At 54.3% G+C, this 12,420-nt stretch carries 12 protein-coding genes and 1 riboswitch; of the genes, 10 read left to right on the top strand and 2 right to left on the bottom strand.

The features are described 5' to 3' along the window. Nucleotides 1–118: 118 nt before the first annotated feature. Nucleotides 119–733, bottom strand: coding sequence for a pyridoxamine 5'-phosphate oxidase family protein (locus M1D70_RS26620; protein WP_009592119.1), 615 nt, complete (start codon nt 731–733; stop codon nt 119–121). A 127-nt stretch (nt 734–860) separates the two neighbouring features. Here M1D70_RS26620 and pdxR point away from each other — a divergent pair, with 127 nt between their 5' ends. The 3 genes from pdxR (at nt 861) to M1D70_RS26605 (ending at nt 4,540) form a co-directional block, all read left to right on the top strand. Then, nucleotides 861–2,327, top strand: a complete 1,467-nt coding sequence (gene pdxR, locus M1D70_RS26615; RefSeq protein WP_456288415.1) for a MocR-like pyridoxine biosynthesis transcription factor PdxR — start codon at nt 861–863, stop codon at nt 2,325–2,327. Between the two features lie 59 nt (nt 2,328–2,386). Beyond that, nucleotides 2,387–3,172: a helix-turn-helix domain-containing protein gene (locus M1D70_RS26610; RefSeq protein WP_009594561.1), complete on the top strand. Its 786-nt coding sequence runs from the start codon at nt 2,387–2,389 to the stop codon at nt 3,170–3,172. A gap of 513 nt (nt 3,173–3,685) precedes the next feature. Further along, nucleotides 3,686–4,540: an SDR family oxidoreductase gene (locus M1D70_RS26605; protein WP_456288414.1), complete on the top strand. Its 855-nt coding sequence runs from the start codon at nt 3,686–3,688 to the stop codon at nt 4,538–4,540. 97 nt (nt 4,541–4,637) lie between these two features. Here the strand turns inward: M1D70_RS26605 and asd are convergent, their stop codons facing one another. After that, entirely contained in the window at nt 4,638–5,441 is an 804-nt protein-coding gene (asd, locus tag M1D70_RS26600) for an archaetidylserine decarboxylase (protein WP_009594614.1), read from the bottom strand. A 165-nt stretch (nt 5,442–5,606) separates the two neighbouring features. After that, a riboswitch (TPP riboswitch) is annotated at nt 5,607–5,719 on the top strand. Nucleotides 5,720–5,810: 91 nt separating this feature from the next. On the opposite strand from asd, the gene M1D70_RS26595 reads away from it, so the two are divergent. From M1D70_RS26595 to M1D70_RS26565, 7 genes are all read left to right on the top strand, one after another. Beyond that, nucleotides 5,811–6,440, top strand: coding sequence for an ECF transporter S component (locus M1D70_RS26595; RefSeq protein WP_456288413.1), 630 nt, complete (start codon nt 5,811–5,813; stop codon nt 6,438–6,440). Beyond that, on the top strand, nt 6,433–8,109 hold the full coding sequence (locus tag M1D70_RS26590; protein ID WP_456288412.1) for an ABC transporter ATP-binding protein: 1,677 nt from the start codon (nt 6,433–6,435) through the stop codon (nt 8,107–8,109). Before M1D70_RS26595 ends, M1D70_RS26590 begins: the two co-directional genes overlap by 8 nt. Beyond that, nucleotides 8,106–8,912, top strand: a complete 807-nt coding sequence (locus tag M1D70_RS26585) for an energy-coupling factor transporter transmembrane component T family protein (protein ID WP_456288411.1) — start codon at nt 8,106–8,108, stop codon at nt 8,910–8,912. Before M1D70_RS26590 ends, M1D70_RS26585 begins: the two co-directional genes overlap by 4 nt. A gap of 147 nt (nt 8,913–9,059) precedes the next feature. Then, nucleotides 9,060–9,629 (top strand): TetR/AcrR family transcriptional regulator, encoded by a 570-nt coding sequence (locus M1D70_RS26580; protein WP_456288410.1) that lies wholly within the window; start codon nt 9,060–9,062, stop codon nt 9,627–9,629. A gap of 4 nt (nt 9,630–9,633) precedes the next feature. After that, on the top strand, nt 9,634–9,993 hold the full coding sequence (locus tag M1D70_RS26575) for a DMT family transporter (RefSeq protein WP_304147111.1): 360 nt from the start codon (nt 9,634–9,636) through the stop codon (nt 9,991–9,993). Between the two features lie 525 nt (nt 9,994–10,518). Then, entirely contained in the window at nt 10,519–11,169 is a 651-nt protein-coding gene (locus M1D70_RS26570) for a response regulator transcription factor (RefSeq protein WP_456290506.1), read from the top strand. Next, nucleotides 11,169–12,101, top strand: coding sequence for a sensor histidine kinase (locus tag M1D70_RS26565; protein ID WP_456288409.1), 933 nt, complete (start codon nt 11,169–11,171; stop codon nt 12,099–12,101). The genes M1D70_RS26570 and M1D70_RS26565 overlap by 1 nt, the downstream gene beginning before the upstream one ends. Nucleotides 12,102–12,420 lie beyond the last annotated feature (319 nt).

The raw sequence follows: 12,420 nt of genomic DNA, 5'->3' as shown, positions 1-12,420 counted from the left end.
TTCCTTCCTTCCGAATACTTTTGGTTAAGGTAAGAGCAGGTGACAAGTTGCCTTTACGTTTTCATTGCCTAACATTATACCACCTACCCCAGGAACCGTCACGGATAAATGTAATGCTTTAACGCGGTCCAGGGTGATACTTGCAAATCAGTCCTGCCGTCTCCTCGTCCCGATTCTTGCCGCGGCATTCCAGGCCTTCGACGACGGCTTGGAGCCGATCCGGCTTCAGGTTCTGGCCGAACTTGAACTTGGCGCTCATCCGCTGCGGAGTCAGCCGGATGACGGCTACCCCTTTCAGTCTGGAGGTGTAAGCCCGGTCGTTCGCGTCGATGGCGCGGTATCCGCCTTCAGGCTGCAGCTTTTGCATCAGCGCCTCCATCGCAAGCGCTTTTTCCTCCAGATCGTCTACAATCACGGCCTCGCCGATAGCGGTAACGCTTTTGAAATAGGCCGTGGCCGGGCATGCCATCTCGGGGTCGGAGAAATAGGAAGGGATGAGGGCATACTCATCCGCTATGGTGAAGCATACGGCGGGCGTCCGGCGGAGATGGTCCATTTTCTCACCCATCCGGCTGCCGTGAAAATAGAACGCTCCGTTGACATAGGCAAAATTCAAAGGCGTTACACGTGGGATTCCTTCCTCATCGGCCGTTCCAAGGAAACCAAAGCTCATCCCGCGAAGGAAGTTCTCGATCTCTTGGGGATCCTCCATCGCAAATTCGTCTCTTCTCATGGTTACATGCTCCCCCTATCATTTTGAATAACAGCATACGATGTTCATTGACAAGGAAAAAGCGCCAATTTAGAGTAATTTGTATAGTCCAATTTGATCGTAATCCCAAAATAGAGGAGACATCGCCATGGAGCTTGGATTGCCATTCGAGACCTATGTGGAACAATATCGATTTAAATATTTGGCTCTGTACCACGCGATTCGCGCTGCGATCCATAGCGGCAAGCTGCCGGAAGGCACGAGGCTTCCCGCAACCCGCGAGCTGGCCAAGCTCTACGGGGTGTCCAGGGGATCGGCCGCGCAGTGTTATGACATGCTGATGGCCGAGGGCTACGTCGTATCCCGGCAGGGCAGCGGAACTTACGTGGCCGAGGGGATCGCTGCCACGGCAGACCAGCCGCCATTGGCCGAGCGGGCACCGGCGCTCTCCGCTTGGGGGCAGCGACTGATGAGCCAAAGCGGGGAATATGTCTCGGCACAGCTGCTGCTGAAGGAGCCTCCCCCGGGTACGATCTCTTTCGCGAATGCGAGGATGCCCATGGAGGATTTCCCTTATTCGGAGTGGCGGAGCGCGTTATCCTATGCAGGCGGAAGCGGGGGAGCCGAGCTGCAGAACGGAGCGCCGCCGGAAGGGGATATCGAACTGCGCCGGGCGATAGCCGGACACCTTCGGTTCACGCGGGGCATACAGGCGGATCCCGAGCATATCGTGGTTTTCAGCGGTTCCATGCAGGGACTTGTCCTGATGTTTCAGCTGCTGGTTGATCCCTGCGATCACGTGGTGATGGAGGATCCGGGTTATCAGGGAATCCACCGGGGCATAAGCTTGAGCGGCGGGATTCCGCTGCCGTCCCCTGTCGACGACGCCGGATTGATTCCGTGCGAATGGGACGCAGGCCTGCTGGTCGTAAGCCCCAGCCGTCAATACCCGACGGGCGCGGTGCTGCCGCTGGAGCGAAGAAGGGCGCTGCTGAATTGGGCGCGAAGCCGCCAGGCCTTTATTATCGAGGATGATTACGACAGCGAATTCCGCTGGGGCGGCAAGCCGATCGAGCCTCTGAAAATGCTGGACGACGAGGGACGCGTCATCTTTGTCGGTTCATTCTCCAAAACGATGTTCACCGGCCTCCGCATCGGTTATGCCGTGCTTCCCCCGAGCCTGGTTGAGGCGGTCGTTCAGGCCAAGGCTCTGTACGAGCCGATCTCGCCAGCCGTATTGGAGCAGCGCGCCTTGGCCCGCTTTATTGTAAGGGGAGGTTACGGGCGGCATCTCAGAAGAATGACTCGGCTGTACGGCGCGCGGTATGAGGCGCTTCGCCATGGGATGGAAACCCATGCCTCGGGTTTGTTTCGCCTTCACCCCGGCGATGCCGGCCTGCACGTCTACGCGAACTGGCTGCGCTCCGCGGAAGAGTATGCCCTGTTCCAGAAGGCTGCCCGCAAGCGCGGCGTCATGTTTCGGGATGCAGCTGCCTATCATCGTACGCCCGGGCCGCCTGCCGCCTGCTTCGGCTTCTCGCATCTCGGCATATCCAGCATCGAAGAAGGGGTTGCCCGGATGGCGCAGGCATGGCGGGACATGCAAAAAACATAAAAAACGGGTATGATGGGAAAGAGGTCAATTTTTGAATGAGATGAGGGGGTTATGACGAGATGCTGAATGCATCGCCGTCTTCGTTTATAATCATGCCTGCGCTTGCCAAAATCGTTTGCGAGCCGGGCTGGAAATGGCAAAAACGCGAAAGGCCCATGCAGAACTACGATTTGTTCTATGTATGGAGCGGCGAAGGCACGGTCGAGCTTAATGACGAGCCCTTTACCGTGGGAAAGGGAAGCTGCTTCCTGTTCCGACCCGGAGATCATACGAGCGCGACGCATAATCCGCAGAAGCCGCTCGTATTGACATATATCCATTTTGACGTGACCGACCCGGTCGAAGAGATTCCGGCATCGTATCGCAAGCTGACGGAAACGATGGATTTCGAATATTTGCTTGCACGCTATGTGCGTTTGTATCTGGACAAGCCCTATGGTTCACTGGAAGAGGGCCAGCTCATTCTGAAGCAGCTGATGATTCATCTGCTGCGCTCGGATCTGGATGCGCCGGTGGTCAAAAAAGCAAGCAATCAGCTGTCCGAGGCGATCCATGAAATCGCGAATTACGTCCGCCAGCACCCGGGGGTTCCCCATCGGGTCGAGGATTTGGCGGCCAGAGCGGGGTTGTCTCCCCGCTACTTCTCGATCAAGTTCAAGGAGCTGATCGGCACGCCGGTGCAATCCTATATCATTCAGATGCGGATCGAGCGGGCGCAGCATCTGCTGCTGCATCAAGGGATGAACGTAACTGAAGTGGCCGACGCGCTGGGTTATCGGGATATTTTCTTTTTCAGCCGACAGTTCAAGCAGTATACGGGCAAGAGCCCATCCGAAATTCGGTGATTCCCCGCCCTTCCATAACTTACCTGCTTGGTGGAAGGGGCCCATGGGTTTCATAGCAAGCGATTTAGGGTAAAAACGACGTACAGTTTCATTTTATGAAGGGGGGAGAGGGGAATGAGCCCAAGAAGACGGGTGCGTGGACGTTTCTTCAGTCGTGGCGGCTGCGGTATATTCAGAAATCGCTTGCGCCGCATGAAGACAACGAATCAGGATCATCAGGACGTTTGGTTTTAAAGGACCTTGGCCTACATACGGGTGACGTTGAATCCCGTTATTATATACGCATTTCGCTGGAAACACGCAAAAGGGAGCTGACAAGCTCCCTTTTTTATTGGGATTTATTTTAAAAGTGAGGACGGACTCGGACTGCATTGCAAAAATTTGATATATTGGGAATATACATAAAGCGCTTAAGAGCAGAGCTCGAAAAAGTAAAGGATTAGGCATTTTGGATAAAGGAAGGATGTTGGCTGTGAGAGAAATAACGGCATCGGCGGAGCCGGCGGTGATCCGGTGGTAAAGGGGAGAGCAGGGAAGGCTGCGCTGGTCACGGGCGCGTCGAGCGGGTTCGGACTGCTGATCAGTCTGGAGCTGGCAAAAGCAGGTTATGACGTGGCCGCGGGTCTTCGCAGACCTGAGGCGGCGGCAGAGCTGTTGGCTCAGGCTGAACAAGCCGATGTTACCGGGCGCATTCACATCTTCCGACTGGATATATGTGCCGAGGAGCAGGTCAAGGCTGCTGCTTTGGCGCTGGAGCAGAAGTTCGGCCGCTTGGACGTGCTGGTGAACAACGCCGGCGAGGCGGTGGGCGGCATGGTGGAGGAAGTGCCGCTGGGCGGCTGGCGAAAGCAGATGGAGACGAATTTCTTCGGGACCGTATCGGTGACGCAGCATATGCTCCCGCTGCTGCGCAAGTCCGGACGGTCCAAAATCATTCTCATGAGCAGCATTAGCGGCAGGGTCGGCTTTCCGGGTTATGGTCCCTATGCGGCGTCCAAATTTGCGCTGGAGGGGTTCGGCGAGAGCCTGTCCATGGAACTGATGCCCTTTGGCATCGATGTCGTGCTGGTCCAGCCCGGTGCCTACGGCACGCCGATCTGGAATAAGAGCTTTGGGGAGTTAAAGGTTAAGGAAGGATCACCCTACAACGCTCTGCTGAAGGGCGTGCTGGACTATTCCGAGCGGACGGCCAAGGGAAGCGGGGATCCACAGGAGGTAGCCAGGCTTGTGGCAAGAATCGCGTCTATGTCCAAGCCCAGGTTCCGCTATACGCTGCCCCGAGGCACGCGGATGACCGCGCGGATCAAGGGCGTGCTGCCGGATCGGCTGTTTCAGCGGATCATTTACCGGCTGCTGAGCAGGCGGTAAACATTCATGCAGCTACCGCATGCTGGGCCGGCATTAATCATTCATCCGTCGAATGTTTCATGGAGTTTGTAGCGCGGTGCTTGGAAGGAGAAAGGAATTACCCTTTTCGGGCTGTGGAAGGGTGCAGCAAACCAAGCAGTTCCCCCATCTTCACCTTGGAGCCCGGCTCCAAGTCGCCGCGCGGAGTAAACGTGCCGTTCTCCGTCAAAAGCACGACGGTAGAGCCGAATTCAAAGTACGCAAGTTCGTCGCCGATGTCGTATTTCTTCACGCTCTCGTCGGCATAACGGATGCTGCTTACGTTCATGGCTCCGACCTTCACGACCGCAACTTCGCCGAATTCATGGGCAATATAGGTAATGAGACGCTCGTTGCGGCTGAGCACGTTCCGGATATGGGTCATCGCAAAATCGTTCACGGGGTATACCCGGCCCTTCAAATGCTCGCTTTCCGCTTGAATGCCGGTTACCGGGGAATGTATGCGATGATAGTCGGTCGGGCTTAAATACAATACGAATGCATAACCGTTGATGTAATTCTCCATTCTCGGTGACTTGGCGAGCAGCTCGCTCAGGGTATAATCCTGTCCCTTGACGCTGAGAATGGTGCCGGCGTTGACGGTGCACATCGCCGAAATCGTGGCATCGACGGGGCTTACCATGGCATCGGCGGTGTCGTCTATGGCGCGCAGGCCTATTTTTAACCGGCGGGAAAAGAATTCGTTCAGCGAACGGTATTCGTGGATCTCCTTCTCCGCTTCATGCGCCGGGATTTGGTAGATTCGTATAAATGCAGGTATTAGATGACGGCTCAGCCGGCTGTGGGAACAATGCCCCATAATGCGGGACAGCCACTTGCGGGAGGACAGCTCGGTCATCAGACGCAGCAATTGTTTAGCCATGTCATTCTCCTTTGTGCATAGGTGTCGGCAATAAAACGTTGGTGGAAAAGCCAATCACTCTGATATTGACATAGAATGAGCCGGAAATCAATAAATAGCCATTTTTGAAAAAAGGTTCTTGCTAATTGGGGAACGAATGTGTATTTTAAGATTAACATGAAACCGAATAGGGAATACGGGTGCTTGAGTGAATCAGGCTGAGATTGCAGCTGCTATCCGCTGTTGACCGTTAATCTGAACTGGGTAATGCCAGCGTAGAGAATATCCGACCCTGCCTATATAGGGCCTATTTTTCCGTCTGCGCGTTTTTCCAGACGGTTTTTTGTTGTGTTTATACAAAAATAGCGGTGGAGAGGGGAATGTGTTGTTATGGGAACGTCAGTGCAAGAGAAATTGGGGGTACAGCCTAGAAAAGGGCTGCGTTTAAGCGATATTTTGGTGACGGTGCTGTTATCGCTTGTGCTCGGCGTCATTTATCACTTCTGGGGATCGGTTTACAATCTGCTGAAACCGCTGTTCTTCGAAGCGGATGAACTGTTATACGGCATGTGGTTCGCAGCGGCCACGCTCGCTTACCTGCTGATCCGCAAGCCGGGAGTGGCTATCATCGCGGAGGTGGCGGCGGCCCACGTGGAAGTTCTGTTCGGCAGCGGCTGGGGACTGACGCTGCTGCTGTACGGCCTCATTCAAGGGCTGGGCGCGGAATTGGTATTCGCGGCGTTCCGTTACCGGAGCACCTCGGCGTGGACGGTGGCGATTGCCGGGGCCGGCGCGGCGGTCGGCTCGATGGTGATGGACTTCTATTACAGCTATACCGATGATCTGCAGACCTGGATGTTCCTGGCCAAGTATGGCATGCGGATTCTCAGCGGCGCCGTCATTGCCGGCTTGCTCATGCTGCTGCTGGCCAAAGCGCTCGACCGTACGGGCGTTACATCGCTGCTGCGCCCCGCGTCCAAGAAGGATTATGAAGCACTGGATGATCCGCGCCATGTCTAAAACCGCCGCCCGCTGGGTTTCGGCTTCAACCGCCGAGGCGGTTCCAGAGCAGGCCGTGCATGTGGAGGGATTGCGCCTGAAGTATCCGGGCGAGGAGCGTTTGATGTTTAAGGACTTGTCCTTCTCGGCTGCCCGGGGGGAGAAGGTGCTGCTGCTCGGTCCGAGCGGCTGCGGCAAATCCACGCTGCTTCAGGTGCTTAGCGGGATGATTCCCCGCGCCACGGAGGTGCCGATGAAATGCGAAGTCCAGCTGGTGCCTCGCTCTTGGGGATATGTATTCCAAGATCCGGATACCCAGTTCTGCATGCCGTACGTGGATGAAGAGCTGGCCTTCGTGCTGGAGAACCTCAGCGTTCCCCGCGACGAGATGAAGGAGCGAATGCAAGCCGTCCTGCATGAGGTAGGGCTTGACCTTCAGGAGCTGCATATGCCGATCAGTCATCTGTCGCAGGGGATGAAGCAGAGGCTTGCGCTGGCTTCGGCCCTTCTGCTGGAGCCGGAGGTGCTGTTCCTTGATGAGCCGTCCGCGCTGCTCGACCCGGAAGGCAGGGAGCAAATCTGGTCTGCGGTGAAGGCCGTATCGGAAAGGCGTACGCTGATTATCGTGGAGCACCGGATTGAAGAAATGGCCCAATACGTGGACCGCGTGGTGCTGTTCACCCCGGATGGCGCCATTCTGGGCGATGGCCCGCCGGCAGCGATATTCGCCGAATATGCGAGCGAGCTTCAGGCGTATGGCATCTGGTATCCCGGCGTATGGGAGGATTATGCGGAGTCTCGGGCAGGACGGGAGCTGTTTGCTCCGGTCGACGCGCCAGGCGATGAGCTGGGAAGTCTCATGCATGAGGCAGACTCATCGTACGACCACCTTGGGGAGCCTGTCATTCGGTTAGATGATTTCCGGGGACTGCGATGGGATAAACCGGTCATCTCCCTTCCTTCGGCTGAGGTATACCCCGGAGAGTTCATTGCGGTGATCGGTCCGAACGGCGCAGGCAAAAGCTCGCTGCTGCTCAGTTTGATGGGGCTCCTGCGCGCCGAAGGGACCTATGTGCTCTGCGGGGAGGAGGTCATCCAGGGCAAGAGCAGGAAGGTGAAGAAAAAGAGAGAGCGGCAGCTGCGCCAAATCGGATTCGTGTTTCAGAATCCGGAGCTTCAGTTTCTGACGGAACGTATCGGCGATGAGGTGATGTACTCGCTGCTGGTGGACCATATGCCGCCGGATGAAGCGAAGGCACGGGCCGACCGATGCCTGGAACGCTTTGGGCTGGACGGCATGGATAACAGGCACCCGTACCAGCTGTCGACAGGCCAGAAGCGCCGGCTGAGCGTTGCTACGGCCATGGCAAGACAGCCGGCCGTCCTGCTTTTGGATGAACCGACCTTCGGACAGGATGCGCGGAACACGTTCGCAATTCTGGAGATGTGCGAACGGCTGCGCCGCGCCGGAACCGCCATTCTCATGGTGACCCATGAAATGGAGATCGCGGAGCGGGCGGCCACGCACATTTGGGAGATTCGGGAAGGGCGGTTGACGTCAAGTTTGCCTTCCCCGCGCTGGTGTAGCGGGACGGAATTCGGACGGGAGACGGGCGAAGCGAATCACGCTGATGCTTCGCGGGATACGCTGGCAGCATCCGGTCATCTCCATACGGGGGTGAACGCATGAATATATGGAATCCTGTGCGGATCACTTGGCTGCACCGGGCGAATCCGGTGGTGAAGCTGGGACTGATCTGTGCGCTGTTTTTTATGACGGTGCTGACCCATGATCTTGATTTTGTCATGTATCAGGCCTTTATCTTTATGATTTGCCTCGTGGTGCTCAGCGGGGTGAAGCCGTGGAAGATGCTGCTGTTTTTCATTCCGTTCCTGCTTGCCTTCATATCGTCCGCCTCTTCCATGATGCTGTTCGGTAAGGGGGAGACGATCTGGTGGGAATGGGGGTTGTTCCGGGTATCGGAAGAAAGCTTCTATCGGGGGCTGCATCTGGGCTTTAAGGGGATTGCCTTTGCATCGGAGGGGCTGCTGCTCGTGACGACAACGTCCTCGGTGGATCTGTTCTACAGCCTGATGCAGAAGCTGAGGCTGGCGCCGAAGTATGCATACAGCTTCATGGCTTCGATCCGGCTGCTGCCGATGGTCTGGGAGGAATATGTGATCCGCCGCCAGGCCTTGAAGGTACGGGGAGTCCGCCCGATTCGGGGAGTTCGCGGCATGGTGAACCGTGCAGGCATGTATGTGGTGCCGCTCCTGGCGCAAAGCATCCGCCGGGCACACCGGGTAGCTGCGGCGATGGAGGCGAAGCAATTTGACGGGGAACGGGCGAAGGCCCGAACGTATTATTACCCGTCACGATATTCCCGCTACGATCTTCTGGTCGTCGGTTTACTGGCAGCAGCCGCCTGCTGCGCCTATATGGCGGCCGGATATTTTCCTTGGTTCGGCATTGGCGACGTGCGGTTTGATTAAACCGTTGTTCTCCGGGCAAGAGCCTGCTTACGGCTTGTAAGCAGGCTCTTTTTTTGTTGATAACTCTGGATTTTATGCTGATTGAGGCGTTATAATACTAATGGTACCGATATAGTATTTTTGGTACCAGAAGGAGGGTTTGGTCACTTGCGCGAGCGAATATTGAATGAAACGATCCGCTTGATTCAGCGGCAGGGGTTCACGTTTACGGTCAGTGATCTGGCCCGTGGCCTTGCGATTAGCAAACGGACGATATATGAGCATTTTTCATCCAAGGAAGAAATCGTTGAGCATATCATTGACGGGATGATTCGTCACATCCAGCAGCGCGAACGCGAAATTGCGGCGGACCAGACGCTTACCGTTCTGGAGAAAATCCATCAGATCCTGATCTGCCTGCCTCAGGAGATGGAGAAGATGGATTTGGGGATGCTGCCGGATCTGAAGCGGTCGCATTATCCGCAGTGGGAGAAGCTGGACACCTTTTTCCGAGAAGAATGGGGCATTGTCACGGAGCTGATGGAGCAGGGCATGGTAGAAGGCAGCATCAAGCGGATTCATATGCCGCTGTTCATCGACCTGTACCTCGGGTCGCTCCATCAGATTTACGATTCGAGGGCGACGGTGAAGCATCAACTGCCGCTGGGGGAGTTGCTGCAGTCCGTCATGGATATTTTATTGTTCGGCATAGCCGCTGAGAAACGGAAGGAGTCTTGAGATTATGCATTGGATATATCTAAGTTTGGCTATTCTGTTCGAGGTGGCGGGCACGCTGAACATGAAGCTGTCGGAAGGATTCAGCAAACCGCTGCCAAGCGTGCTGCTGGTCGTGTTCTATATTTGCAGCTTGAGCTTCCTGACATTGAGCCTGAAACAGATTGAAATATCCGTGGCTTACGCGATCTGGTCGGGACTCGGGATCATGATCATTACGCTGATCGGATACATGTTCTTTGCGGAGCAGATTAACGGGCTCAAGGTATTCTCGATTCTGCTGATCATCGCAGGGGTCGTGCTGCTCAATTTATCCGGCAGCGCGCATGCGCAGGAGCAACCGAAGACGCACCAGTCCGGTCATTAAGGGCGAACAAGCTGGAAACTCCCCTTCAGAATGTTCCACACGGGAATCCAAAGTACCCCGGTGCTTTCCATGGCAACATGGGAAACCTGGTGAGACTGAAGCCAATCCCGCAGCTGACACAGTTCGTTTGTAGTCGTTCCAAACGTTTTAACTGCTTGATTCGACTTTTGATTCAAAGGGGCCGGTTAAAACACAAGCAACAACCGTAGCTTGATGAACGTCCAGACCGCAACAACGTTCTAAAATAGCGTCCATTGTGCATCCCTCAGATTTAAAAGATGCGGGTCATGCAGCCTTCGATTTGTATTTTTGTACACGTGCTTCATGCGACACTCGGCGGTACGCAAGGCTGCAACAGATCAGTTTGTGGGGTTATTTTAGTTTGAGCGGTTATTTGAAGATGAATCTGAATATACCTTGGGGCCGTTGTATCCAGTATATTAGAGTTATGGACGTAAAAAGAAAGGCGTGAATGACGTGGCTTCGAACATACTTCTTGTAGAGGATGACAGCTCGATTGGCGAAATGGTAGAGAGCTATTTGACGATGGAAGGTTTTCAGGTGGTGCTTGCCAAAGACGGAGAGGAGGCGCTCGAGCGGTTTGCCGAACGAGATTATGACCTCGTACTGTTGGATATGATGCTGCCCAAGATCAGCGGTATGGATTTTCTTAAAAAAATCAGGGAGAAAAGCCATGTGCCGGTACTGATCGTATCCGCAAAGGATGGGGAAGTGGACAAGGCGCTCGGCCTTGGTTTTGGCGCGGATGACTATATTACGAAACCTTTTTCGATGATTGAGCTGACGGCGAGAGTGAAGGCCGCTATCCGCCGCGTGACGGCTTATGTAATAGCACCCCCAACGGAGCAAAATAAAATCATCCGGGTCCATGAACTAGAGATGGATCTGGATCATTTGACCGTGACCAAAAACGGCCAGGAGATCAAGCTGACGGCCAAAGAGCTGCAAATCTTAAAGCTGTTTATGACGAATCCGAAAAAGGTATTCACCAAGCAGCACATTTTCACATCCGTCTGGAATGAGGACTATTTCGGCGATGAAAATGTCATTAATGTGCATATGAGCCGTTTGCGCGATAAAATTGAAGATCAGCCCTCCGATCCGCAGTACATCAAAACGCTGTGGGGCATCGGCTACCGTTTGGGGGAATTTTAGTGGTTGCCGTTCTGCTGATTGTTGTGATCATGTTGGCGTTGCTGAATGTGATGCAGTGGATGGGTCGGAAAAAAAGAGCTAAGCAGCTCGGCTACATCATCGATAAACTGAATACGATTGGCGATTCGTCCTCGCAGGAGCAGCTGCTGCTTTTTACGGAGGATCCAGGATATCGTAGACTGTTGATTGCCATCAATCACTTGCTTTTGCAAACCAGGCAGTCCGAGACAGGATTTATGCGTACAGAAATCGCGATGCGCCGGATGTTGGCAAACATATCGCATGATTTGAAGACGCCGCTTACCGTGGTGCTCGGTTATATCGAAACGTTGAACCAGAAGGCCGACTTGCCAATGGAGGAAAGGGAGCGGCTACTGGATAAGGTGCATACGAAGACTGTAGAGATCGTAGAGTTGATCAACCGTTTTTTTGACCTGGCCAAGCTGGAATCGGGGGATAAGGAGATGCCCCTGACCCGCATACATATCAATGAAATTTCCAGAAACAGCATGCTGATGTTTTATGATCTGATCGAATCCGAAGGGTTGCGGGCAGACATCGATATTCCGGAAACACCGCTTTATGCATGGGGCAATGAAGAAGGGCTAAACCGCGCATTAAACAATGTGCTGAGCAATGCGATCCGTTATGGTTCACAGGGCAAGGTGATCGGCATGAAGCTGCGGGATGAGCAGGGCCGGGTGCTTATCGACATTTGGGACAAAGGCAAAGGTATTCATGAACGGGATCAGGAGCTTATTTTCGAGCGGATGTATACGCTGGAGGATTCAAGGAATAAAAGATTCCAGGGCAGCGGTTTGGGTCTGACGATTACGAAAAGACTGATCGAGCTGATGGGTGGGGAAATTCGCGTCGCAAGCAAGCCGTATGAACGGACCGTTTTCACGATTTCGTTAAAGAAGCTATCGTAGCGCGGCTTCTTAACATCATATTAGTGCTAGACAAAAAGCGAAAGTAGCGTAGGAGACGGGATCGATTCTTACGAAGCTGAAATAACCCTCTGATGTCACGCTACAATGGCTGGCGTCAGAGGGTTTTCTGTTTGATTCTCGTTCTTGGGAACGATCCCACCGTATTGGGAGACCATGAGAAATCTCTTAAACGAACGTGTCGGCACATTAATCTGACGGGTTGTGAGTGAACCGGTCTTTTTTATTCCATGTGATATGATTGTTTATAATCGAGGCGCTTTCTTCACTTAAGAGATTCGTAAGAATTGCGCAAGAAATA

It is taken from the genome of Paenibacillus sp. AK002 (assembly GCF_053903045.1).
Note: the sequence above shows the minus strand (reverse complement) of the source record. Positions and strands in the feature narration are given on the sequence as shown.